Source organism: Actinokineospora sp. UV203 (assembly GCF_056323665.1).
The window spans coordinates 6,209,455-6,230,596 of sequence record NZ_CM150484.1 but is presented as its reverse complement, the minus strand read 5'-3'; the positions used below and the strand labels follow the sequence as shown (position 1 = coordinate 6,230,596).

Below are 21,142 nucleotides of genomic sequence, written 5' to 3'. Positions count from 1 at the left end.
GCTGCGCGTGCCGCCGTAATCGCCGCGGTGGTCGGGTCGAGAGTGGCGGGGCGAACGGATCAAGCGGCGCATGGCGGCACCTCCGCAGTCGCGCTCGACGGCCGTGCGGTGGTGCGAGTCGGCCGGTCGAGCGGGGTGGTGTGCGCGGGGGCGGCTGGTGTCCTCCCGCAGCCCCCGACTCCGGATTCAGCCCCCTTTTCCCAAGGGCGATACCGAACCGTGACCGCCAACTTCTCCGCCGAGGTACTCACCCTGCGTGACTTTCCGCGTGGTCGGCGCAGGCCCGCGTTTGTGCCGTCGGCGGCGGCGGTGATGGTCGCGGCGCTGACCGCGTGGATCTCGACGTCGCGGTCGCGGCGGTCGCCGGGGTCGTCGTGCGGGCCCTGCTCTCTCAGCCACGCGACCAGGCGTGCTTCGGCCTGGCTACGCGCCCACTGCAGCGTGGTGACCTTCACCCCGGCATCGGCGGCCGCGGCGGTGAGCGAGTAGTCCTCCAACCGGGTGGCACCGATCAATTCCGCTTCAGCTCCGGTGATGGCGCCTTCGGCGACCGCCCGCGCCAGCACGAAGTCCGGGTGCCCCCACGGCGGGGTCGGTTCGCTGGAATGGAAGTCCTCATCCGAGGGCATCGGACGGTCCAGCGCGTCACGCACGTACAGGTGCCCGGCGCGCAGCGCGGCGCACCGCAGCCGCCACATCACCCACGGCCTGACCATGTCGATACTCGCCAGCTCGGAGAGGAACCCGGTCAGGATCGCGGAGTGAATGTCCCGGTGGTCGTCGGCGAACTTCGCACACAACGTGGCGGCGATGGCGAACAACGCGGGCAGCGCGACACCGACACACGCGACCGTCCACCCGCCGCCCTCGTCGCGGGATCGAGTGACCAGGTGCATCCACACCAGGTCCACCGCCGCCAGCGGCAGCGAGGTGTCCAGCAGCAGCTCACGCAGCTCGTCCAGCGGCACCCGCCGGGCAGGCAGACCGGGGAAGAACCGGCCGTCGACCGACAGCGGGGCGGGGCCGGTGACCAGCCACTCGAACGCCGCCCGCGCGGAATCCAGCGGCAGGGAATCGGGCTCGAAAGGCGTGTCACGGAAAATGCGACTCGGGGCCATTGTCGGCTCCTTTGCGATGGTCGAGAAGAACAACGACCACAACAGGAAGCCAAACCGGGTCCACCAAAACGCAACCAAACGCCACCAAAACGCCACCAACGATCTTCGGTGATCGTTCCCGTCCGCCACAAAGATCGTCACGAGCCGCCGGGAACCGCCGCCGATCACCGGAGTCAAGATCACGTGACGATCGTCCGTAATAGCCTTAGAACTGCGGAAATGATGGTTTGGTGGCGTTTAGTGGCGATTCGGTAATAGCCGTACGGCGAGCCGGACACCCACTCCCACCTCTCGACCGCGCCCGGACGGCGAGGCGCGCGAAAATGTCCGAGATAGATCGCGGGGGCCGCAGGGATCGGCGGCGGAATCCACCGGTGCCGCGCGCGAGCCTTACCGCTTAATGCGGCGACAGGACACGAAACCGGTCGATAAAGATTCGGCAACGGGCGCGGAAAAGTGGGGTGTTTTTCGGAGTCGGGGGGTGTCACAGGCCGCCACGTGCAGCGCGGCGCACCCCGATTCTGCGAGGTATCCATGGCCCAGTCCGACCAGCCCGCGCGCCGCTCGGCGTCGCATGCCCCGAAACGGCGCAGCGACTCCACCCGTCCGACGGGCAGACTTCCCGGCGGCGACCGCCGCCCCTATCCGACCGCGGCGACCACCACCAGGGTCAGCCCCGCCAAGCCCAGCTCCACCACCAGCCGCACCCGGTCGCATCATTCCGCCGCAGCGTCGTCTCAGCCGACCCCGGCGACCGTGTGGACGGCCGGGGCGACGGGAATCGACCTCGACGCGACCTGGCCCACGCCGCTCGTCGCCAAGGTCGCCGGCGCGTTCAGCGCGCCCGGCGGGCGGGTCGTGCTGCTGCCCTGGCCGACCACACAGCCGACGCCGGACACCTCCGGCGCCCGGCGTCGCGGGCTCGGTGTCGTCGACCCCGACGGCGTCATCCGGCACACGCCCGGCGACACCCCCGACAACACGGCCGATCCCGAGTTGTCGGACGCACTGGACGCGGTCGAGCACCTCGGTCGCCACGTTCGCGTCGTGCGCGTCGTCGCCCCGGACGACGCGAACGGGCCGGTGTCGCGGCCGTTCTGGGCCGACCTCGTCGGCGACCCCGCCCCGCCCCCAGCCGATGCCTCGGCAACGTCCCCGCATGACATCGACACCATCTCGCCGGAGGCGGACCTGGTCATCACCAGCCTGCCTCCCGCCGAGGCCGGTCACCGTGTCGGCGACCTCGTGGCGCTCGTCGCGGCACGCCTGCTCCGCGTCGGCGGCATCCTCGTCGCACTCACCCACAGTGACTGGCAGGCGGGTGAACTTCTCGACCCGACCGGCGCGGTGGTAGCCGCGGCGCAGAACGCCGACCTGCTCTACCTGCAACACATCGTCGCCCTGCACGCCCCGATGCGCGGCGGCCGGATCGCCACCGAGGAACTATCCGACCCGGACGGCACGGCCGCCGAAACGCAGGCCCGGATGGAGCACCGCGCCGCCGTACGGGGACTGCCCGCGCCCCACATCCGGGTCCACTCCGACGTCCTCGTGTTTTCACAACCGCACGACCACGACCCGCTTCCGACGAGCCCCGCCGAGCAGGCGTTCGAGGACGGAGTCCTGCGATGACCGGCACGCCGACTCCGCGCCCCGCCCACCCCGGGTCTCACCGCGCCAGCGACAGCGAGGAAGGCACTCCCGTGGCCGACGACCGCAACCCCAACACCCCACCGAGCCGTGTCGCCGACTCGACAACGGCACCCGTTGAGACCGTCGCGGACGCGCGGACCGTGCACATCCCACGCGCCGTCATCGACACCCTGGACACCACCACGCACCCAGACGCGAACCCCGTAGACCACCCCGCCCGGCGGGCGGTGGACTCGTCCAAGGACGTCGTCGACGGCATCCCCGCAGACGATGTCCGGGAGCTGCCGGTATCGGTATGGACGACCGCGCAGGCCGCCCCCGCGGCGCAGCGCAAGGGACGCTTCGTACCCGAGTCGACCGCGCACCCGGCCAAGATGCTGCCCGCCGTGGCCGCGCACGCCATCGCCCACTACACCCAACCGGGCGAGCTGGTGCTGGACCCGATGTGCGGGATCGGCACCACCCTCGTCGAAGCCGTCCACGCCGGACGCCGCGCGGTCGGGATCGAGTACGAACCGCACTGGGTCGACGTCGCCCGCGCCAACCTCACCCTCGCCCACGACACCGGGATCGAGCACGAGAGGCGGGTGTTCCACGGCGATGCCCGCCAAATCGCCGCACTGCTACCGGCGGAGTACCTCGGGCAGGCCGCGCTCGTCGTCACCTCCCCGCCCTACGGTCCCTCCACCCACGGGCAGGTCGCGGTCGCACCGGGCAAGGGCGTGCAGAAGTACCACCACCGCTACGGCAACACCCTCGACCGCGGCAACCTCGCCAACATCGGCCACCACCGGCTGCTCTCCGGATTCACCCGCATCCTCGCCGGACTCGTCCCGTACATGAAGCCGGGCGGGCACATCGCCATCACCATCCGCCCGTGGCGCGAACACGCCGAACTGATCGACCTTCCCTCACAGATCCTCGCCTGCGGCGTGCACGCCGGCCTGATCCCGGTCGAGCGCTGCGTCGCGCTGCTCGCGCGCGCCGCCGAGGGCGAACTGGTCGCGCGCGGCAGCTTCTTCCAACGCGACTTCATCCGCAAACAGCGCGAAGCCGGGCTGCCGTTGCACCTCATTTCGCATGAGGACGTGCTGGTGTTCCGTACCCCGTTGTTTCCCTTGCGTTCCAAGGAACTCAGGGGTTCTCAGCGCGAACCCAAGGGCGTGTTGCGGTCATTGTGCCATGTGGATCCTCGGGTTCCCGGTGAAGTCGAGGCGGTCGCCTCGTGAGGGCGTTCGAGAAGATGCCGGGCGTTGTTCGCGTAGCGCATCGCCGTGTGGTCGGAAACGCCGAACACGACGGCCAGGTGCAGCGGGTCCGCTCCTGTGGTCATCGCTTCATGCAGTTGCCGATCGATGCGCAACCGGTCGAGGGCGGCGGTCAGGCCGCGGAGTTCCCGAATCCACGCGGCACTGACCGGGCCGTGTCGCATCGCGCTTTCCTTACTGATCAGCAGATGGGGATTCGCGGTGCCCGGCCAGCGGTCCGCACGGTAGGCGAGCCAAACCCGAAGGACGGTGTGGGTCAGGTCGTCGAGCGGCCGTGTTCGTTCGTCGATGGTGAGCCGCATGTCGGCGAGGTCGACGTCGCTGAGTTGCAGGGCTCGGATCTGGTGGGGACGTGCGGCATGGATCGCGGCGAGGGCGATGAACAGCCGTGCCTGTGGGGTTGCGGCTTTGGCGACAGCGTCGGCGATGTCTTTTGTGGACAGTGGTTGCCAGAGCGCGGGTTCTGTTCTACGGGCTGTGATTGCGGTAGCGGGGTTGCTGAAGATGACGCCGCTGCGTTTGGCCCAGGTGAACAACGACCGCAGCGCGGTGACGGCGCTCGCGCGGCGCTGCCCGCGCAACGCGCGCAGGTGGGTCAGGACGTCGTCGCGTGTCACCTCGCGCAGGTGGTCATAGCGGGCCGACCAGTCCAGCAGGGCGGGAAGCGCGCTGCGCAGGTAGGTGCGTGCGGTGTCCGGACTGCGGGGGCGACTGCGTGGCCCACCGTCGTGCAGCATGCGAGCCCACTGTCGGGCGTCGCGTCCGATGGCAGGGGCCGTTCCGGCGAGTTTGGTGTCGAGCCAGGTGTCGAAGACCCGTTCTCGGTCGTCGCAGAGAATGCCCATCGCGTCGAGGATCTCCAGGGCATTGTCGACGTTCACGCTGTGGCTGGACGCGACAGCGCGCGCGTCGCTGGCGCGGATCCGATCGACGTCATGGTGCCCAGCCAACACTGTGACCATCGTGCGCTGCATGCCCCGTCGGGTGTCCGGTGTCCAGCCTCGGGCTTCAGCCGTGGTGTGGACGATGTGCAGCGCCCAGGCCAGCCACTGGTTGTCCGGAGCCGGACCGCGCCGCAGGTCCACTCCGGCATTGCGGTAGTCGCGGGCGAACAGTTCGTCGGCGAACAGGCCGAGCTGCGCGTATTGGGTGTTCGGCCGAACCGTGGGCGCGGGCGGTCCTTTGAGCGGTCGGCCCTTCTCGCCGCGGCGGCGCGGGGTTGTGCGGGGTGGGGCCTTGCGCTGCGTCATCCCGGCCAGGAACAACTGGTGACACCGCACCGCGGGCAGATGGGGCGCGATCATCACCGCCGACCGGGCGTCGGCGGCGGTGACGGCGCGGTCCTCGCGCGCCTGCAACCAACACAACCGGCAGTACCCGCCCTTCAGCGGCACCGAGCGGCCACATACACCGCAGTCGCCGACGTCGTGGCCGAGGCGGCGTGCGGAGAAGTTGTAGCAGGCGAGGCAGACGCCGCGGGCGTACGTCAAGCCCCACGCCAGGCACTCCGAGCAGCTCGTCACCGACCGGGCGACCTTCGGTCCGGTCCCGTCTCGCGATACCACCGATCACGCCGGGGGCAGCGAACGCCCGTCACGGCGACGTGGAACGACCCGCATCGGCGGCGGCGCCGAACCCGCGGCGGCCACATCGGCGTTGCTGTCGTCCCGCGGGCGAGTGACCTTGTCCGGTTCCGGAGTCAGCAACTCCCCGACCTCGCATCCCAGCACGACGCAGATGACGTCGAGATCATCGAGCTTGAGCGAGGCCGGTTGACCCGACCACAGGTTCGACATCTTGCCCAGCGAGATCTCCAGACCATGCTCGGCCAGACGGCGACTGAGCTCCGATGCCTTCCAGATGCCGCGGTTGGCCGCTGCCAGGCGAAGGTTCCACCGCATTCAGACCAGTCCTTCCACCCGTCGCGCCGCGCGATCTTGGCCAGTCACCCACGCCTGCTCGACGTGCTCGCGATGCACGTGGATGTAGCGCATCGTCGTCGCTACCCACGAATGCCCCAACATCTCCTGGATCGCGATCAGGTCCATCCCGCCCAGGTAGAGCTGCGACGCGCAGAAGTGCCGCAACACATGCGGGGTGAGCCTGCCCTCCCAGCCCGGCAGGTACGCCTGGGTCGCGGTGACCACCGCCGCACGCAAGGTGTCCTTTCCCAACCGGCGCGAGCAGGAGCTCTTGGCCCGCCGCTCCGAGGGAAACAGCGGCGCGCCCGGCCGTTCGTGATCGTCATCGAAGAGACCCCACACGTCCTCGATGTACCACCTCAACGTCCGGCTCGCGCCGTTGACCAGAGGGACCATCCGCTCCCGCGGCCCCGAGCCTCGCGCTCCCTTGCCGTAGCGGACATGGATCTTGCCGAACCGACCCAACTCCCACCGCACGTCGGCCAGGTCCAGATGCCGGGCCTCACCGGCTCGCAACCCGAGCTCGGCCATCAGCCTCGCCGCCGCGTAGTTCCGTGCCGTCGGCGCGAACTTGCGGCATGTCACGAGGTCCGCGGCCCAGTTGCTGAAGAAGCCGTCGATCTCCTTCGCCATCGGCGGGATTCGCACCCGCGCGTCTTTGCGGCCCTTCGGCCGGTTCATCTCATCGACCGGGCACGTCACTGCCCGACCGGTCATGGCGTGCAACTGCACCGCGTGCCGCGCCTGCAGGAACTCGAAGTAGGTGATCAGTGCCGACGCCCGCGCATGCCGCGTGCCGTTGGTCGCACCCCGCAGGACACGACCGAAGTAGGTATCGGCGTCGCTGGGCTCCATCTCCCACAGCGGGCGCCCGAACCAGCCACGCACCTGCTCAAGGTTGCTGACCTCGGCCCGGATGGTGCTGTCGGCCAGCCCCGCCGCCGAACGTGCGAGCACGAGCCCCGCCATCGAATCGATCTCGAAGTCCGCCAACTCCTCCGCGGTCGCCCGCCCCCGCACCTAGCGCAGGTCGCGCACTACAGACAGGCCCAAACCCACGTCCCCCGTCTTCACCACAACCGAAGATTGATCAATCCGGATGGGAGAGTTTCATGATTTCTGAAGCTTCGTCAACTCGGTGGCCGAAGCGCCCCAGGAACGTCCCAGTCCAGGACCTGGTCACCAAGCGTCGTCGCGCACGCGGCGCACGACGAACGAACTCCGGGGATGTCTCACAGCACCGCTCGGGTTCAGGTTCAAAAATCTCGACGACACATCAGGATTCCCGAAGTGTCGTCAGCGGCCAGATGCGACACGCAGGGAACTCCAGGGGTGGCTCGGGCGTGTCGGGGAGTTGGGCGGCATGAGCAGCCGCCCGCGCCGCACCAGCCGCCGCTCGGGGCGCGCCTGTGCCCCCGCCCCCGTCGCCGTCACCACGGCGGCGGGGGCGGTGCGGGCGGCCACGCCCGCCGTCGCGGACACGTCACCGACCCTGGAGAACCTGACGGTCCCCGCGAGTGCGGGGCCGGTCGTCGGGTCGGTGTGCACCGGCTACGGCGGGCTGGACCTCGGGGTGCTGGCCGCCGTTCGGCGGCGGCCAGATCGCCTGGTGCGCCGACCCCGACCCGCACATCGCCCAGATCCTGGCCGCCCGGATGCCGGGCGTACCGAACCTCGTCGACCTCCGCGCCATTGACTGGACCACCGTGGAGCCGGTCGACGTGTTGGTGACGGGGTTTCCATGCCAGGACATCTCCGCCGCCGGACGTCGGCTGGGTATCGAGATCGGAGCGCGGGCCGCCGCCCGCGCACGCATCCAAGCGTTGGAAGCCACTGAGGCACAATTCAAAGCCAAGATCACGACGCTCTGCGCCATCATCACCGAACTCACCCACGAAACCGCGGCCAACAACGTCCTCGCGATGCCCAGTCAGAGAGACCGCGATGCCTGAACCGAACACGCTATCAACAGGGACGCCGCGGTTCGGTCCCTCGCCAAGAAACCCGGTATCGCAGTCACAGGTAGTCGCGCCAGAACGACACAGTGGCCTGCGGCGACCAGCCGTCCGGGTGCTCGGGCCGAGGCTCCTCGAACTCTTGGTTGACGTAGTCGACCAGATCAGCGCCGTAGTAGATGATGTCCGTTCCCCACACGGACAAGACCGGGTGTCCGAGCGTGCCGCGTCCTGCGGGCAGAAACCGATGCGCATAGATCGGGACCATCCTGGGCGCATCCGCCAGCAACCGTCGAGCCACCGCCACCGCTGCCTCAGGGGTGTCCGGCCGCGCCCCCCAGGCCGGATTCCAGTGCCCGTTGCTCTCAACCGCCCGCAACACGCCCTCGACCGGAAAGTCGAGCTGCTCACGGAGCCCATCGAGGTCGCCGTCACGCCACTCGGGCCACGGCTTCTCCCAGGCATAGCTGACCCCCGGCTCCGGAACGAAAGGGCTGTTCACCGGCAACCCCGCCGTGAGGAACGCCCGATGATCGTCGGCGAACTCGAAACCGTGTTCGCCCTCGATGCGGGCGAACTCCGCATCGGTCAACCCAGGGGCGATCTCGCAGCAACCCAGCTCAGCCAGGCGACGCGCGGCCACCACACCCCGACTGACGTCTTCACCTCTCGTCACAGAGGAACCCTAACGGGCCAGGACGACACCAACACCAACCTCCGCTCTGGTCAGTCACCATGCCCGACACCACTGTCGGGCAGTGAACACATGACGGAGGCCCACGTCCTGGCACGCACGGGCGCGACAGTGCGCGTCCACCAGGACCGCACCGTCGCCAATCACCTGCGGCTGCTCGACCTCACGCCCGTACTGCCGATCATCCCCGTCCTACAAGGACAGTCGATCTCGAACGACTTTCTCCGGACTAACGGTCGAGGACGGCGGCTAACGGGTCTATCGTTCGAATGTCTGTATTTCGGTGCGGTAGTGACCGCTGCCTTGTTCTGGGTTGATCAGCAGTACGAAGTCGGGGAGGGCCGTCGGAGACGGCTTTCCGTCGGCATCCTTCTGCCCAGGTTCGGCGTCCCATTCGATCAGCGTGATCGTCACACTCCACCGGCCCGTTGGCAGCGGGATGTGCAGGCCAGCGTCGGCCTCTGCTCCGACGTGTTCAATGCCACTGATCGTCGCGTTGCCGGGAGTGATGAACAGGTACGGCTTCGAGGATACGAGGGCATACTGGCGTTCTCGTTGAGTCAGGCTGGCAGTGGTCGATGCCGAACCGACTCGGGCAATGACTTGGAATGCTCCGTCGCTGCCGATGTTCACTGGAACAAAGGCGCCGGCAGTGATGTGCCGCTTGATGTCGTCGTCTTCCAGCAGCTCCGACTCCCACGTGTCGTAGTCGACGATGTCGACAAACGTCGTCGGGGACCACAGACCGAACATCCCGGCATCGGTGGCCATCACACCGATCACTTCCATTGGTCGTGCTTCCTAACTTGCTGTCGCCGGACGGTCCGAGCGGTGTCACCGCGACCTCACCGTCGGCTGCGGCAGTGGCACGGGCGTCTTTGCGCGGATGTTACGCATCTGCGCGAGCGTCTGGTTCGCTGCGTCGAGGCTGACTCTCAAGCCGTCAACCTCGCCGAGCCAGCCACGCTCGGTCGCTTCGCGGAACCGGTCGTTGAGGTTGACGATGATGACCAGCAGGCGCGGTTCTTGGCTCGGGTCCGGTCGCAAGACGGGGCACCTGATGCTTGCATTCGCTGTCCGATGCTGCACGTCAACCCCAAGGTGCTCTCCCGGCTCGACGAACTCGAAACCGACCTGCTCGACCGCCGCGCCCGCGCGCAGACCGAAGGCTGGTCGGTGAGATCGAGGGCCTCGACATCACCTGGACCTTCCTGCGAGCCAAGCGCGACGACACCCTACGCCGCACCAACCGGCCAGCCGTTGACCTTGGGCATCACGGGGGTGAGGTCATGAACAGGGCAACCGCGAGCTCGACCGCGATGCTACGTATGACGGAGTGCCTGCGTGGGTGCCTCTCGGCGATAGCCCGTAAGCATCCGGCCCCCGGCTCGGTCGAGGACAGAGGCGGCGACCTGGTGCAACATAGTCGCGTCCCTTGCCCCGACCAGTTGTCGGTAGCCGAGAATGAGGTCCTCGCAGGTCTGCGGATCGGCGTCGCGGAGGCGACGCAACAGCCACTTGCCGTGCGATTGCCAGCACCGCTGCATGGCGAGGATCAGTTCGCCAACCACGGTCAGCAACCGATTGGCGATGAAGATCGACTCCTCGTGATCGGACGATCCGGCAAGGTCGTCGAGCAGGTCGGTGATCAGGTATCGGCGGTCCTCCAACTCGTTCGTGGACAGCGGAGGTGGCCCTGCCTGAAGGCGTGCAGACGCTTCCTCCTGAGTTCGTCGTCCAAGGCCGTCCTGGTCGAGCAGCAGTACGCCCTCACCGCACATGTGCAGCAACGGAGAACGGCGGGCCGCGGTCTCGCGCTCGACGAAGGCCACGAACGACTCGACGGTGTGGCAGAACAGTTCGACCACCCAGCCATCGTGTTCGGTCGTCTCGCGGAAGGGGGCGGGCAGGCCGCTGAGGATTACCACGACATCGAGATCCGACAACGGGGTTCGACGCTCGGTGGAGGCGCTGCCACCCAGCACCGCGGCCAACGCGTCGGGAAACCGATCAACGACGAAGTCGCGGGCAGCGCGGACAGCCTCCATTCACACAGCATCCTCCACGCCGCCGTCAAGCGTTACCGAATATTCGCAATAACTTGCCCTTTTCACGGTCGCGCGGGCTGGAAATGGCTACGCGACAACGACCCCGACGGGTGGGCCGACGCGGTCGCCTTCGACAAAGCCATCCGCCACGGCCATCCCCACGCCACCGCACAAGGACAACCCTTGCGCGGCCAGTACTTCCTGCACCGCTCCTGCCAACCCCTCGACCAAGTCGACCTGGATCCACCCGTTCCCGCGAAGCGACACCTGCGGCTGATCACCGCCTCGACGGCAACCGCGGACGGGGATCCGGAGGGGGATCCAGACGACTGCTCACCCTGGTCGTGCCGCTCCGGCGAACCGGTCAATGAGGAGCGCGCGGCATGACGGCGCAACGCTTGCCCATCACGGCGAGGCGTGGGCTCTGGCGGGGCCTTGCGGTGTCGGCCGCGTACGACGGCTCGGTGGTGATGGCGAACCGGGCGCGCGACGCCGACGCAATCTCCAGCAGCGACTCGGCATCGTGGAGTTTGCGCGGGCGATACATCTCCGGCTGCTCCCCCACCCCCCGCAGCGAGTGCCTGCGCTTTGCCCTTGACTGGTACCTGCGACTTCGGGTGGGACTGACTGCCCAACAGACACACGCCGCAACACGTGCTCCCGCGCGGTTCACCTCCGATCGGGTTCTTTCAGAACGGATGGCGGCATGAAGCCCATCCCCCACCGTGCACAGATGCGCTCCGGCGACGGTGTCCCCGTTCAGCCGCCCGCCAAGTGTCCTGACTCGCCCATTGCCCACCGGTCGCACCCGTCGACCATGTCTTGGGCTTCGCCGCACCGAGACCCCGACGGCCGTCAGGGCACGGGCGAACCACCCTCCAGCAGACCGTCGGACACGGCACAAACAGCGGCCAATCCGGCACAACTGCTGTTCACTCCAGCCCAAGCGGCGGAGGCATTGCAAGTTCGTGAATCGTGGCTGCGACGCCGTGCCGCCCGCCGGGAGGTGCCCTGCACGTTCCTGGGCAAGCACCTGCGCTTCTCCCAGAGTGATCTCAACGAGATCGCCGCCGCCGGAGCCCAACCGGCGGCAGCGCCGACACGCCCGATTCGCGCTGCGCGCCCGACTCACGCGCGCCGCCGGAGTGCCATCGGCAGCACGGAACCCCGGCGTTTCGACCGGTGAACACATTTGGCTTGCGTTTCCCGGAAAACGGAGCGTGAATATCGTCGTCCCATATGCGATGAAACCTGCACGAAAGGTGGCCCACTATGGCCTGGGTGGAAAAACGGGGAGACGGTTTCCGTGTCCGTTACCGTCTTCCCGACGGAATGCTTTACACAGAAAACGGATTCATCACGCGAGAGGCGGCGGAAAATCGGGCGACCGATGTCGAATCCGATCAACGACGAGAGCGGTTCGTCGATCCCCGCCTCGCGCAGACCACCATCGACGAGTGGATCAGGACCTGGTCACAGGCCCACCACGTCAGCGCCACGACGTGGTCGACCTACGACTCGCACATCCGCAACCACATCCTGCCCCGCTGGACCGGTACGGCTCTCGGCGACATCCAACGCATGCTGGTCAAAGGGTGGGCGAACAAGACCCTTCGAGCGTCTCTCGCCGAGAAAAGCGTCCAGGACATCATCATCCTGTTCTCCATGATTCTCGGTGAAGCCGTCGACGAAGGGCTCATCGGCGCCAACCCGTGCCGGAAACTTCGTCTCAACTTCGCCGACCGCCCGGAACGACCCCACGCCACCGCCGACGAGGTCGACACCATCGCGGCCCGAATGCCCCCGACCTTCGCATTGCTCACGATCACCGCCGCCTACACCGGCATGCGCTGGGGCGAACTCGCCGGACTTCGATGGGACAAAACCCACCTCGACGACGAACCCAGAATCGACATCGACCCCCGCCACGGCGCCCTGCACGAAACCCGCAACGGACTGGAACTCGGCCCACCCAAAACCCCGGCCAGCATCCGCACCATCCACCTACCGCCGTTCCTCACAGACCTACTCACCCACCACCGCGACCACGAACGCCACCGCGAGTTCGTGTTCACCGGAGCCGACGGCGGACTCCTTCGACGCTCCAACTTCCGCCGCCGCCACTGGCAACCCGCACTCGCCGGCGACAAAGACTCCGGCTGGGCACCCCTGCAGACCCAGATGCACTTCCACGACCTACGCCACACCCACAAGACCTGGCTCATCGAAGACCACGTCCCACGCGTGGTCCAACTACAGCGAATGGGCCACAAAGCCAACGACGCGTCCGACCTCTACTCCCACGTGACCCGACCGATGATCGACGCGACGCTCACGGCGCTGCAGGCGCGTTGGGACACCTACGGCACCTGGAATTGGGCTGACCACATAGGAAACGAGGATGTGGTCACCATGCCCTGCTCCCCATCTGCTCCCACAACAGCAAAACGACCCACCAGTGAAGATCACCGGCAGGCCGTCTAGCTGCAGAAACTCACTGTGGGCGATACTGGGATCGAACCAGTGACCCCTTCGGTGTGAACGAAGTGCTCTCCCGCTGAGCTAATCGCCCGCCGCGGCTGGGCCGCGTCGTTGGGGTAGACATTACAGGGTCGGGTGGATCATCCAAAAATCGGGGATCGCAACCAGGGCCAGTCGATGCCGACCCAGCCGCCGATCAGGGCGAATCCGTTCAGCAGCCAGATGGTGACGACCACGATCACTCCTGTCAGCAGCAGGATGAGGATCCGGACGGCCAGGTGCTGGCGGCGCAGCCAGTCGGTCCAGGCGTCGTATTTGCCTCGGGCGTAGGCGAGGACTCGCTGGGCCCAGGTGAACTCGATGGCGAGGATCGCGAGGCCGCCGAAGACGACCAGCCAGCCGGGGCCGGGGTACGGGATCATGACGATGCCCGCGATCAGCACAATCCCGCCGATGACGCCGACGCCGACCCGCCAGATCGTGCGGGTGGTGGCGTTGCGGTCGGCCCAGTCGGGGCGCATCGGGCCGTCTTCGCGAGTGTCGCTCGTCACATGATTCACCTTTCCGGTCGCGGCCTCAGTGTGCAAGACGCTTCGCGGGTCGGCAGGGTGACGCGCGTGACCTGCGGTGACGTGGTTCTGACCACAAGGTTCTGGCGAGGCGCAGGTCAGCCACACATTCGAAAACTGGGAATTGTCAGTCCGCCAACAATCAGGTGTCGGGCGCTACCACCTCGGCCGAAAACCAGCCAGTATGGAGAGGCCTCGACAAATTTCGTAACCGAACGAAGCGGCACGACCGCCCTGCGCGAACGACAGTGGCCCAGATGGGTGACAAAGCTCCATCCGGCGTCCTAAACGTCGTGCTGGAGCGTCACATAGAAGGGACTCAGTCGTTTGACTGGGAAGGGAGCAGAAGGGTAGCGACGATGCGAAACGATCATGTCACGCTTCGGTCGACAGCGGTGTTCGACCTCTTGGCGCCGAGGACCCCCGCGGTCCCGGTGAAGGTCGAGCTGCGCTATGACACGCGTGACCCGTACGCCGTCGTCGCGGCGTTCCGCACCGGCCGCGCCGGCTGGGTCGAGTGGGTCTTCGCGCGCGACCTCCTGGCTGACGGCCTCATCGCCGAGGCGGGCGACGGCGACGTCCGCATCCGCCCGGCGGTCGACGACCCCGAGGTCGTGGTGATCGAGCTGAGTTCCCCTTCGGGCCACGCCGTGTTCGAGGCGTCCGCCCAGGAGCTCGCCGACTTCCTCGACCGCACCTACGACGTCGTCGTCCCAGGCAACGAACACCTCTGGGTCGACGTCGACGAGGCGCTCACGCACTTGATCTCCACCGACCTGACCTGAGGGAACAGGCCGAAGCAGACCCCCGATTTGGAAGGTCGAAGAGGCGTCCGATAGAGTTCCACTCGTACCAAAACGGAGGGAACAGGGCGCGAACAACGGCCCACAGTACCGAAAATTTGGGACTGCGGACGTGGCGCAGCTGGTAGCGCATCACCTTGCCAAGGTGAGGGTCGCGAGTTCGAATCTCGTCGTCCGCTCGCAAGTCGATCGGCCTCTGCGCCGGTACTCGAAAGACCCTTTCGAGGTTCTGACGGAGTGGTCCAATCGGACAGTTCTGTCATGGCGGAGTGGCCGAGTGGCTTAGGCAAGGGCCTGCAAAGCCCTGTACACGGGTTCGATTCCCGTCTCCGCCTCGGGCGATTAGCTCAGTGGGAGAGCACTACCTTGACACGGTAGGGGTCACTGGTTCAATCCCAGTATCGCCCACCAGCGTATTTACGCAGGTCACAAGCCCTTCCCCTCTTCGCGAGGGGGAGGGCTTCTGCGTTGACATGGCGACGAAATGGCGATGGCCTAAATGGCGATGGCGTCGAGCGGTTCGGGCTTCTGAAAGGCCTAGTGCTGTGAGCGGAAGATTCGATGCCAAGTCGGGTGGGCTCGGAGCAGCGCGGCCAAGCTGAGGGACTCGACTCTGCCGCCTGCCGGCGTGGGCACCGACCTTTACAGCGCGTACGCCGGTGCCATTGAGGGTTGGGCCGACATCAATTCGTGCCGAGGTTGCGTGGGCGATCCTGGTCCTCTACAGCACTGCGCAGATCAGCATTCAAGCTCGTGGTGCGGCCAGGAGTCCTTGTGCCGCCTGGGGACATGGACATGCGTGGCCTAAGGCGTGCTGGATGCGGGGCAGCGAGACACCGGAGAGGTCGTAGCCGCTCACAGCTCCCACATTACGACCGCGCGGCCGTCAGTGTCGAACTCGCGCGCGAGAGTCGGCCGATGACGATCCTGCGCCTGACCGCACCCAGCCTGCCGCCCTGGAACCCGTCAGCGAACCCGTTGCCGCGGGGTGGCGGCGAGTTCCAGCCGGACGGCGGTGGGCAGTGAGGATATGCCGAGGCAAGTCTTGGTCTTGTCGAGCACCGCGCTCAGCTCGTGCCATACGGTGTTGACGTCGCAGTCTTCGCGTAGCCACAGGTTCAGGCGCAGGGCGGGGCTCCCCTGGTCACCGACCGTGCGCACTCTCGCCTGGCTCACTCCGTCGATCCGCTCGACCTCGGCGTGGACCGCGGCGGCGATCGCCTTGGCGGTCACGGTGAGGTGTTTCCTGGTGGTGTGGTCGAGTTCCAGGTCGGGGTGGGTTTCCAGGCGCAGGGGCCGGATGAAGAACACCAGGCCGAGCACCAACAGCACCAGGCCGAGCAGCATCGCGCCGAGACGCGCGACCGTGTCGAACCGGGCGAGCCAGTCCATGACGGTGGGGTCCAGCACGGGCAGTGCGGCGCGGAACCGGCCGAGGCTGCCGGAGCCGATCAGCAGGGCAGCGGCTCCCGCGAGGACGGCGAGTGCTCCGATGACCGAGACCAGCGCTCGTTCGCCGCGGTAGGAGCGGGCGAGCGCGGCGGTGGCGTTGCTGCTCATGAGCGGCGGTCCTTCGGTGAGATGACGATGACGCCCACGCGAATCGGCTGCGCCAGCGGCAATTCGTCCACTGTGGACTTGGCGACGTCGAGAAGGTGGGGCGACAGCTGGGCTTCGGACATCAGACCGCTGGTGGCACGAACGCTGACTCGTTTCGAGGTGGCGGTCACCGACGCGGAGGTGACGTTGTCCTCGGCCCGGACTCGCCTGCCCACGATGCGCGCCAGCGACCTTGGGGAGATGACCACGGTGACCTCGGCGGCGAGTTCGCGCAGCCGCACCTCGCGGCGTCGCGCGGTGGCGGCGATCAGCAGGAGCAGCAACCCCGCGGCGAGCAGCACACCGGCGGTCACCCGCACGGTCGTGCTGTGCCATGGCAGCCCGCTGAGGTGCTCGCGCCAGCGCCCCCACGGCACCAACACCGCATCGTCGGCGGGCCGCAGCCACGCCCAGGCGACCTCGACGAGCAGCACCGCGCCGAGGGCCGCGATCGCGAGCCCGAACAGGCAGGCGAGGACACGCACGAGGATCCGCATCGGCTCACTCCACTCGTGGTCGGACGTCGGGCAGCAACGCGGAGACCGTGACATCCACCGAGCGCACCCGGTAGCCGGTGGTGCGGGCGACCTCGCCGGTCACCCGGGCACGGATCCGGTCGACCACGTCGCGGATCGCGGCCGGGTAGTGCAGGGCCAGGTCGACGGCCAGGTCCAAGGTGTGGCCGTCACCGCTCACCTGGACGCGCGCTCCGGGCGAGCCGATGCCGACGCCCGCGACTCGCGGCCGCGCCCGGGCGGTGCCGGGCACCTCGTCGGCGGCGCGCTCGGCGATCTTGCGCACGACGACCGGGGCGATCCGCAGGGTGCCGCGATCCTCGGGCGGTCGCTTCAGCTTGGCGCTCTGGGGCGTCACCGGTCTCGGCCCCGCCCGAAGACGGTGCTCAGGTCGAGCTCGCCGTCGATCACCCGGCCGACGACCAGCCCGATGAATCCGACGGCCAAGGTGACGAGGAAAGCGGTGAAGCCCTGGGTGGCCGCCAGGCCGAGTACGAGCCCGGCCAGGATGCCGGTCTGGGTCGCGTTCATCTGGTTCGCTCCTTGCTTGTGTCCGGCTACCGAACTCGGGACTTGCGGGATCGGCGGAGCCACCGGCGGATCCGGCAGGCGATGGCGTGCGGCCCGCGGCTGCGGACCGCGAACACGACCGGCGCGTCGTAGCGGTCCGGGATGCGAGCCGCGCGCAGCGCGGCGAGACCCACCACGAAGGCGTCCGCCTCGCCACCGCGGTCGGGATGGTGCTCGCGCACGAACGCCAGGTAGGCCGCCCGAGCGAGGTCGGGTTCACCCATGGGTCACTCCAGCACCACGTCGCTGATGGTCACGTCGACCGGGACCGGACCGGCGATCCCGCTGACCCGCTCGCGAAGTTCGGCGATCACCTGGGGCAGCGGGTGGCCGATCCGCACGACCACCGCGATCTCGACCGGTCGGCCCCCGCCGGCGACGTTCACCCCGACCACCCGCCTGCCCGGCACGGGCGTCGCGATGACGCCGAACTGGCCGTCGTCGAGCCGCGCCACCGCCGGATGGGCCAGCACGACCCGCGCGATGGCGTCGGCGAGTTCGCCGGGCTCACCCGCGGTCATCATCGCTCTCCTCCACGGCCGGGCCCGGTCATTCGACCCGCGGCTCGGCCTGCTCGTCGACGGTGTCGTCCTCGGGCAGATGGATGTCGTTGACCGCGATGTTCACCTCGATCACTTCCAGGCCGGTCATCCGCTCCACCGCGGTGATCACGTTGCGGCGCACCGCGCGCGCCAGCTCCACGATTCCCGCGCCGTACTCGACGACGACGTCGAGGTCGATCGCGGCCTGCTTCTCCCCGACCTCGACCGCGACACCCGAGGTGGACGCGGTGCCCGCGCCGGGAATGCGTTCTCGGATCGCCCCGAACGCGCGGGACACCCCGCCGCCGAGCGCGTGCACACCGGTGATCTCGCGCGCGGCCATCCCGGCGATCCGCTGCACGACGATCGACGCGATCGTGGTCTTGCCCTTCGACTCCTCATCGGCCAACCTGGCCGGGGCCGCGCTCGAACCCGACCGGGCCACCGCGGCGGTGTCGGAGGTGTCGTTCTTCGGCTGTGTCATCGGAGTCTTCCTTTCCCCTGCGAGTCTGGTGACGGACGCCTGGCGAGCAGCTGCTCCAAGCTCGCTGTGGCAGGCCCTCATCAGTCAGATGCCCGGTATGCCGGTCATCTGTCGCAAGGTCACCCGAATGGGTTACCCCGATGGACGTCGTCGATGAGCACGCGCACGGCGGGCACGGCTGATTCCAGGTGCTCGGCCAGCCCCGCGCTCACCCGCTCGCGCAGCGCGGCCGCCACCTCCGCGCCAGACCCGCCGTAGCGCAATGAGATGCGCACAGTCAGAACGCCGTCGTCGGCGGAGACCGCCCCGATCCGCGCGGCGCCGCTCTCAGCCGCGAGGTCGGCGGCGAGCATTCTGGCCAGCAGGACAAGCACACGCTCCGCCACCAGCAGCCTGCCACCGTCCTGGGCCACTTCGACCGGCGCGGAGTGCTGCAGGCCGCGCAGCCCGCTCAGCGTGGACAGCACCCGCGCCACCAGGTCGGGAGGTGTGGGCGGCGAATCCTGCGCGGCGTGCCGGACCGGCCGCCACCGCCGTGACAGCACCTCGAGCTCAGCCCCACAGTGCCCGCACGCCCGGGTGTGCGCGGCCAGCTCGGCGCTCGCGGCCGGACCGTCGGCGACCAGCGCCAGCAAGCTCGCCGAGCCTGTCCCGCACGGCAGCTCGCGGCTGAGGTCGGCGCCCTCAGGACGGTGATCCTGGCCGCTCATCGCAGCTCCTTCAGCTTGGCGAGCAGGGCAACCCTGGCGCGGTGCAGACGTGAATGCAACGCCCCGACACTGACCCCCAGCACCGCGGCCACCTCCGCATACGACATCCCCTCCAGCTCCCGGAGCACCAGCGGCACCCGCTGCGACGGCTCAAGAGCGCCGATGGCGCCCAGCACCACCGCCACCTCATCACGCCGCACAGCGACCGCGTCCGGGTTCCCACTGGTGTCACTGACCAGCCCCGCGGGCAGCCTGCCGCCCTGATCGACCAGCGCGTCAAGCGAGACCGTGCGCCCCCGCCGCCGCAGCAGCCGCAACGCGGTGTTGACCACTACGCGGTACAACCACGTCGACAACGCGCACTCGCCCCGAAACCCCCGCAGCGTGCGCCACACCGTGATCCACGCCTCCTGCACCACGTCCTCGGCGTCCACGGGGTCACCCACGATCCCCAGCGCGACCCGATACATCCGCGCGGAATGACGACGAACCAACACGGTGAACGCGCCGGCGTCGCCCGCCCGGGCGGACAGGACCAGCCGCCCCTCATCACTGGTCGTAAGGCATCACCGCCTCTCCACCCGCGGCCCGCACCATCCGCGCCGACCCGCTCACAACGGAAAGCGCGGACACGCTGCCACCGACATCCTCAGCATCCACGATCCGGCTGGTGACCGCCCGCCTGCGAGCTCCTCGGTCTCGCCGACCGTGTCCGCGCCCGATGAGCCGTTGAGCGTGGACACCTACCTTCACCGCCTGCCATCCGGCGCGGAGAAGGCCGAGGCGACACCACCCCGTCACCGAAGGTCGCCAGAGCCAGGGCGAAATCCGTGAACCCACGCCTGGTTTCGCCGCGCCGGTCTAGCCTTGCGCGGTGCGCATCACCGTGATCTTGCTCAGCCTGGTTGCGGCCCTCGCGACCGCCTGTACCCAGGGCGAGGCGCCCGCGCCTGCTCGACCCGAGGCGCCCGTGGGTCTCGACGGTCGTGATCCAGCCGCTGTGGTGGCCGCTCTGCGACCGCTCGACCCCTGCGCCATGGCCGCGCCCACCGGCCTGACCCCGGTTCGGTTGGGGCCGCACCGGTGTCGGTTCGAAGCAGCCGACGGCCAGGACCATGTGCTGATCGTGATCGGCGCCTACTCCGACCCGAAGAGCCGCCAGTCCTACCCACCGGAGGAACTCGATCTCGACGGCGTTCGGGCTTGGCGCAAGTCGCTGGACAGCGTCTGTGTGGTGGACCTCCCGGTCGGCGCCGACCTGGTGATCAAAATGTCCGGCGTCGGCCGTGAGTCCACGCGGCCGGGACAGCGGCGCTGCGACGACGCCACCGCCGCGGCCCGCACCGCGGCGACGTCGCTGCGCGCCCCGGGGGCCGCGGTGGCGCCAGGACCACAGCATGACGCCTGCTCGCTGCTGCAGGCCGCGGGGACGAAGCTGGACGGGCTGAGCCTGCGGTTCGACGAGGTGAATTTCGGGCTCGACCGCTGCCAGGCGACCAAGGCGATCGCGGGTGGCTGGGCTGAGGTGTACTCGGTGCAGGTCGCCTACGACACCTTCGCCGCGGCGGCCGATGGCTCCCGTGCGGACTCGCTCGCAGGCCGCCCTGTCTCCGTGTACGCCACCGGCGAGGATTGTGAGTACACCTGGGCCGCGGGGCCATCCGGACTCGATGCTCCCCACCTCGCCGAGCGAATCATCCGGGTGAGAGCCCCGGACTGCCCCGGTGCGGCCGAGATCGCCGCACAACTCATGACGACCCCACCCACCCCGCCGCCTGGCGGTCCGCGACCGCAGCACCCGATCACCGTGCCGGTCGGCTGATCCCCCGGGGAGTGGCTGAACGGCCTCAGCCGATGCCCACCTCGTCGCAGTCGGGGAACCGTTCGTCGGATCCGAGCGTCGCAGGGGGATGAACAGGCAACTCAAGCTCTTGATCGGCGGCCTCGTGTGCGCGTTGCTCCCGTATGTGATCTTCATCGGGGCCAGCCAGGAGGTCGTGGTCAACGGCGTGAAGACCGTCGACAACCACCTGAACTTCGGCGGTATCGCAGGTGGGCTCGCCGCGATCGCCATCGGGTGGAAGATGGTCATGCAGTGGGAGACCGAGGCCGACAAGGCACCGAAGTGGCGGGTCGCGGCGGCGGTCATCGCACTGGCGGGCGCCGCTCAGGTCGTCTACAGCCTGGACCTGTTCTAGCCGGACCTGCGTC

The 21,142-nt window shown here is 68.3% G+C and carries 28 protein-coding genes and 4 tRNA genes; 11 read left to right on the top strand and 21 right to left on the bottom strand.

What is annotated here, in order from left to right; genetic code table 11:
- Nucleotides 1–59 precede the first annotated feature (59 nt).
- Entirely contained in the window at nt 60–1,118 is a 1,059-nt protein-coding gene (locus tag ACUZ2Y_RS30095; protein ID WP_476325237.1) for a hypothetical protein, read from the bottom strand.
- Between the two features lie 534 nt (nt 1,119–1,652).
- On the opposite strand from ACUZ2Y_RS30095, the gene ACUZ2Y_RS30090 reads away from it, so the two are divergent.
- Nucleotides 1,653–2,750: a hypothetical protein gene (locus ACUZ2Y_RS30090; RefSeq protein WP_476325235.1), complete on the top strand. Its 1,098-nt coding sequence runs from the start codon at nt 1,653–1,655 to the stop codon at nt 2,748–2,750.
- On the top strand, nt 2,747–4,000 hold the full coding sequence (locus tag ACUZ2Y_RS30085) for a TRM11 family SAM-dependent methyltransferase (protein WP_476325233.1): 1,254 nt from the start codon (nt 2,747–2,749) through the stop codon (nt 3,998–4,000). Before ACUZ2Y_RS30090 ends, ACUZ2Y_RS30085 begins: the two co-directional genes overlap by 4 nt.
- On the opposite strand, the gene ACUZ2Y_RS30080 is transcribed toward ACUZ2Y_RS30085, so the two are convergent.
- The 4 genes from ACUZ2Y_RS30080 to ACUZ2Y_RS30065 all read right to left on the bottom strand — a co-directional run bounded on the left by ACUZ2Y_RS30080 (nt 3,916) and on the right by ACUZ2Y_RS30065 (nt 7,509).
- On the bottom strand, nt 3,916–5,562 hold the full coding sequence (locus ACUZ2Y_RS30080) for a tyrosine-type recombinase/integrase (RefSeq protein ID WP_476325231.1): 1,647 nt from the start codon (nt 5,560–5,562) through the stop codon (nt 3,916–3,918). The genes ACUZ2Y_RS30085 and ACUZ2Y_RS30080 overlap by 85 nt on opposite strands.
- 45 nt (nt 5,563–5,607) lie before the next feature.
- Nucleotides 5,608–5,940, bottom strand: coding sequence for a helix-turn-helix domain-containing protein (locus tag ACUZ2Y_RS30075; RefSeq protein ID WP_476325229.1), 333 nt, complete (start codon nt 5,938–5,940; stop codon nt 5,608–5,610).
- On the bottom strand, nt 5,941–6,918 hold the full coding sequence (locus ACUZ2Y_RS30070; RefSeq protein WP_476325227.1) for a tyrosine-type recombinase/integrase: 978 nt from the start codon (nt 6,916–6,918) through the stop codon (nt 5,941–5,943).
- A 339-nt stretch (nt 6,919–7,257) separates the two neighbouring features.
- Nucleotides 7,258–7,509, bottom strand: coding sequence for a hypothetical protein (locus tag ACUZ2Y_RS30065; RefSeq protein WP_476332154.1), 252 nt, complete (start codon nt 7,507–7,509; stop codon nt 7,258–7,260).
- On the opposite strand from ACUZ2Y_RS30065, the gene ACUZ2Y_RS30060 reads away from it, so the two are divergent.
- A complete protein-coding gene (locus ACUZ2Y_RS30060) occupies nt 7,479–7,913 on the top strand; it encodes a DNA cytosine methyltransferase (protein ID WP_476325225.1) in 435 nt (144 codons plus the stop codon). The genes ACUZ2Y_RS30065 and ACUZ2Y_RS30060 overlap by 31 nt on opposite strands.
- A gap of 64 nt (nt 7,914–7,977) precedes the next feature.
- Here the strand turns inward: ACUZ2Y_RS30060 and ACUZ2Y_RS30055 are convergent, their stop codons facing one another.
- The 5 genes from ACUZ2Y_RS30055 to ACUZ2Y_RS30035 all read right to left on the bottom strand — a co-directional run bounded on the left by ACUZ2Y_RS30055 (nt 7,978) and on the right by ACUZ2Y_RS30035 (nt 11,205).
- The gene (locus ACUZ2Y_RS30055) at nt 7,978–8,592 is read right to left on the bottom strand and encodes a hypothetical protein (protein ID WP_476325223.1); all 615 of its coding nucleotides are present in this window, start codon (nt 8,590–8,592) and stop codon (nt 7,978–7,980) included.
- Nucleotides 8,593–8,868: 276 nt separating this feature from the next.
- Complete coding sequence (locus tag ACUZ2Y_RS30050; RefSeq protein WP_476325221.1) at nt 8,869–9,399, bottom strand: hypothetical protein; 531 nt, start codon at nt 9,397–9,399, stop codon at nt 8,869–8,871.
- A 45-nt stretch (nt 9,400–9,444) separates the two neighbouring features.
- Complete coding sequence (locus tag ACUZ2Y_RS30045) at nt 9,445–9,657, bottom strand: hypothetical protein (protein WP_476325219.1); 213 nt, start codon at nt 9,655–9,657, stop codon at nt 9,445–9,447.
- A gap of 275 nt (nt 9,658–9,932) precedes the next feature.
- Nucleotides 9,933–10,658: a nucleotidyltransferase domain-containing protein gene (locus tag ACUZ2Y_RS30040; RefSeq protein ID WP_476325217.1), complete on the bottom strand. Its 726-nt coding sequence runs from the start codon at nt 10,656–10,658 to the stop codon at nt 9,933–9,935.
- Between the two features lie 364 nt (nt 10,659–11,022).
- Nucleotides 11,023–11,205, bottom strand: a complete 183-nt coding sequence (locus tag ACUZ2Y_RS30035) for a hypothetical protein (RefSeq protein ID WP_476325215.1) — start codon at nt 11,203–11,205, stop codon at nt 11,023–11,025.
- A gap of 159 nt (nt 11,206–11,364) precedes the next feature.
- On the opposite strand from ACUZ2Y_RS30035, the gene ACUZ2Y_RS30030 reads away from it, so the two are divergent.
- Nucleotides 11,365–11,844 (top strand): helix-turn-helix domain-containing protein, encoded by a 480-nt coding sequence (locus tag ACUZ2Y_RS30030; RefSeq protein ID WP_476325213.1) that lies wholly within the window; start codon nt 11,365–11,367, stop codon nt 11,842–11,844.
- Nucleotides 11,845–11,990: 146 nt separating this feature from the next.
- Nucleotides 11,991–13,142 carry a tyrosine-type recombinase/integrase gene (locus ACUZ2Y_RS30025; RefSeq protein ID WP_476325211.1) on the top strand — a complete coding sequence of 384 codons (1,152 nt, stop codon included), beginning with the start codon at nt 11,991–11,993 and terminating at the stop codon, nt 13,140–13,142.
- A gap of 16 nt (nt 13,143–13,158) precedes the next feature.
- Here ACUZ2Y_RS30025 and ACUZ2Y_RS30020 read toward each other — a convergent pair.
- Together ACUZ2Y_RS30020 and ACUZ2Y_RS30015 are read right to left on the bottom strand one after the other, a co-directional pair.
- A tRNA-Val gene (locus ACUZ2Y_RS30020) sits at nt 13,159–13,230 on the bottom strand.
- 49 nt (nt 13,231–13,279) lie between these two features.
- The gene (locus tag ACUZ2Y_RS30015; protein WP_476325209.1) at nt 13,280–13,690 is read right to left on the bottom strand and encodes a TIGR02611 family protein; all 411 of its coding nucleotides are present in this window, start codon (nt 13,688–13,690) and stop codon (nt 13,280–13,282) included.
- 377 nt (nt 13,691–14,067) lie between these two features.
- Here ACUZ2Y_RS30015 and ACUZ2Y_RS30010 point away from each other — a divergent pair, with 377 nt between their 5' ends.
- From ACUZ2Y_RS30010 to ACUZ2Y_RS29995, 4 genes are all read left to right on the top strand, one after another.
- Nucleotides 14,068–14,493, top strand: a complete 426-nt coding sequence (locus ACUZ2Y_RS30010; protein WP_018687187.1) for an SsgA family sporulation/cell division regulator — start codon at nt 14,068–14,070, stop codon at nt 14,491–14,493.
- Between the two features lie 124 nt (nt 14,494–14,617).
- Nucleotides 14,618–14,690: transfer RNA gene (locus ACUZ2Y_RS30005), tRNA-Gly, on the top strand.
- Between the two features lie 84 nt (nt 14,691–14,774).
- A tRNA-Cys gene (locus ACUZ2Y_RS30000) sits at nt 14,775–14,846 on the top strand.
- 1 nt (nt 14,847) lies between these two features.
- Nucleotides 14,848–14,922, top strand: a tRNA-Val gene (locus tag ACUZ2Y_RS29995).
- A 555-nt stretch (nt 14,923–15,477) separates the two neighbouring features.
- Here ACUZ2Y_RS29995 and ACUZ2Y_RS29990 read toward each other — a convergent pair.
- From ACUZ2Y_RS29990 to ACUZ2Y_RS29950, 9 genes are all read right to left on the bottom strand, one after another.
- Nucleotides 15,478–16,071 (bottom strand): alkaline shock response membrane anchor protein AmaP, encoded by a 594-nt coding sequence (locus tag ACUZ2Y_RS29990; protein WP_476325206.1) that lies wholly within the window; start codon nt 16,069–16,071, stop codon nt 15,478–15,480.
- Entirely contained in the window at nt 16,068–16,607 is a 540-nt protein-coding gene (locus ACUZ2Y_RS29985; RefSeq protein ID WP_476325205.1) for a DUF6286 domain-containing protein, read from the bottom strand. Before ACUZ2Y_RS29985 ends, ACUZ2Y_RS29990 begins: the two co-directional genes overlap by 4 nt.
- Nucleotides 16,608–16,611: 4 nt before the next feature.
- Nucleotides 16,612–16,983, bottom strand: coding sequence for an Asp23/Gls24 family envelope stress response protein (locus ACUZ2Y_RS29980; protein ID WP_476325203.1), 372 nt, complete (start codon nt 16,981–16,983; stop codon nt 16,612–16,614).
- Nucleotides 16,980–17,156, bottom strand: coding sequence for a hypothetical protein (locus ACUZ2Y_RS29975; RefSeq protein ID WP_476325201.1), 177 nt, complete (start codon nt 17,154–17,156; stop codon nt 16,980–16,982). The genes ACUZ2Y_RS29980 and ACUZ2Y_RS29975 overlap by 4 nt, the downstream gene beginning before the upstream one ends.
- Before the next feature lie 26 nt (nt 17,157–17,182).
- Nucleotides 17,183–17,419 carry a hypothetical protein gene (locus ACUZ2Y_RS29970; RefSeq protein WP_476325200.1) on the bottom strand — a complete coding sequence of 79 codons (237 nt, stop codon included), beginning with the start codon at nt 17,417–17,419 and terminating at the stop codon, nt 17,183–17,185.
- A 3-nt stretch (nt 17,420–17,422) separates the two neighbouring features.
- A complete protein-coding gene (locus ACUZ2Y_RS29965; protein ID WP_476325198.1) occupies nt 17,423–17,716 on the bottom strand; it encodes a hypothetical protein in 294 nt (97 codons plus the stop codon).
- A gap of 28 nt (nt 17,717–17,744) precedes the next feature.
- Nucleotides 17,745–18,221 (bottom strand): Asp23/Gls24 family envelope stress response protein, encoded by a 477-nt coding sequence (locus tag ACUZ2Y_RS29960; protein WP_476325196.1) that lies wholly within the window; start codon nt 18,219–18,221, stop codon nt 17,745–17,747.
- Between the two features lie 119 nt (nt 18,222–18,340).
- On the bottom strand, nt 18,341–18,931 hold the full coding sequence (locus tag ACUZ2Y_RS29955; protein ID WP_476325194.1) for a hypothetical protein: 591 nt from the start codon (nt 18,929–18,931) through the stop codon (nt 18,341–18,343).
- Nucleotides 18,928–19,401 carry an RNA polymerase sigma factor gene (locus ACUZ2Y_RS29950; RefSeq protein WP_476325192.1) on the bottom strand — a complete coding sequence of 158 codons (474 nt, stop codon included), beginning with the start codon at nt 19,399–19,401 and terminating at the stop codon, nt 18,928–18,930. The genes ACUZ2Y_RS29955 and ACUZ2Y_RS29950 overlap by 4 nt, the downstream gene beginning before the upstream one ends.
- 404 nt (nt 19,402–19,805) lie before the next feature.
- On the opposite strand from ACUZ2Y_RS29950, the gene ACUZ2Y_RS29945 reads away from it, so the two are divergent.
- Nucleotides 19,806–20,753, top strand: coding sequence for a hypothetical protein (locus tag ACUZ2Y_RS29945; RefSeq protein ID WP_476325190.1), 948 nt, complete (start codon nt 19,806–19,808; stop codon nt 20,751–20,753).
- Nucleotides 20,754–20,841: 88 nt separating this feature from the next.
- Nucleotides 20,842–21,129 carry a hypothetical protein gene (locus ACUZ2Y_RS29940; RefSeq protein ID WP_476325188.1) on the top strand — a complete coding sequence of 96 codons (288 nt, stop codon included), beginning with the start codon at nt 20,842–20,844 and terminating at the stop codon, nt 21,127–21,129.
- Nucleotides 21,130–21,142 lie beyond the last annotated feature (13 nt).

Excerpts from the sequence above, each read along its gene's own strand:
- ACUZ2Y_RS30095 (WP_476325237.1), bottom strand. The coding sequence starts at position 1,118 with ATGGCCCCGAGTCGCATTTTCCGTGACACGCCTTTCGAGCCCGATTCC.
- ACUZ2Y_RS30090 (WP_476325235.1), top strand. The coding sequence starts at position 1,653 with ATGGCCCAGTCCGACCAGCCCGCGCGCCGCTCGGCGTCGCATGCCCCG.
- ACUZ2Y_RS30085 (WP_476325233.1), top strand. The coding sequence starts at position 2,747 with ATGACCGGCACGCCGACTCCGCGCCCCGCCCACCCCGGGTCTCACCGC.
- ACUZ2Y_RS30075 (WP_476325229.1), bottom strand. The coding sequence starts at position 5,940 with ATGCGGTGGAACCTTCGCCTGGCAGCGGCCAACCGCGGCATCTGGAAG.
- ACUZ2Y_RS30050 (WP_476325221.1), bottom strand. The coding sequence starts at position 9,399 with ATGGAAGTGATCGGTGTGATGGCCACCGATGCCGGGATGTTCGGTCTG.
- ACUZ2Y_RS30040 (WP_476325217.1), bottom strand. The coding sequence starts at position 10,658 with ATGGAGGCTGTCCGCGCTGCCCGCGACTTCGTCGTTGATCGGTTTCCC.
- ACUZ2Y_RS30035 (WP_476325215.1), bottom strand. The coding sequence starts at position 11,205 with ATGTATCGCCCGCGCAAACTCCACGATGCCGAGTCGCTGCTGGAGATT.
- ACUZ2Y_RS30030 (WP_476325213.1), top strand. The coding sequence starts at position 11,365 with ATGAAGCCCATCCCCCACCGTGCACAGATGCGCTCCGGCGACGGTGTC.
- ACUZ2Y_RS30025 (WP_476325211.1), top strand. The coding sequence starts at position 11,991 with ATGCTTTACACAGAAAACGGATTCATCACGCGAGAGGCGGCGGAAAAT.
- ACUZ2Y_RS30010 (WP_018687187.1), top strand. The coding sequence starts at position 14,068 with ATGCGAAACGATCATGTCACGCTTCGGTCGACAGCGGTGTTCGACCTC.
- ACUZ2Y_RS29990 (WP_476325206.1), bottom strand. The coding sequence starts at position 16,071 with ATGAGCAGCAACGCCACCGCCGCGCTCGCCCGCTCCTACCGCGGCGAA.
- ACUZ2Y_RS29985 (WP_476325205.1), bottom strand. The coding sequence starts at position 16,607 with ATGCGGATCCTCGTGCGTGTCCTCGCCTGCCTGTTCGGGCTCGCGATC.
- ACUZ2Y_RS29975 (WP_476325201.1), bottom strand. The coding sequence starts at position 17,156 with ATGAACGCGACCCAGACCGGCATCCTGGCCGGGCTCGTACTCGGCCTG.
- ACUZ2Y_RS29970 (WP_476325200.1), bottom strand. The coding sequence starts at position 17,419 with ATGGGTGAACCCGACCTCGCTCGGGCGGCCTACCTGGCGTTCGTGCGC.
- ACUZ2Y_RS29965 (WP_476325198.1), bottom strand. The coding sequence starts at position 17,716 with ATGACCGCGGGTGAGCCCGGCGAACTCGCCGACGCCATCGCGCGGGTC.
- ACUZ2Y_RS29960 (WP_476325196.1), bottom strand. The coding sequence starts at position 18,221 with ATGACACAGCCGAAGAACGACACCTCCGACACCGCCGCGGTGGCCCGG.
- ACUZ2Y_RS29955 (WP_476325194.1), bottom strand. The coding sequence starts at position 18,931 with ATGAGCGGCCAGGATCACCGTCCTGAGGGCGCCGACCTCAGCCGCGAG.
- ACUZ2Y_RS29950 (WP_476325192.1), bottom strand. The coding sequence starts at position 19,401 with ATGTATCGGGTCGCGCTGGGGATCGTGGGTGACCCCGTGGACGCCGAG.
- ACUZ2Y_RS29940 (WP_476325188.1), top strand. The coding sequence starts at position 20,842 with ATGAACAGGCAACTCAAGCTCTTGATCGGCGGCCTCGTGTGCGCGTTG.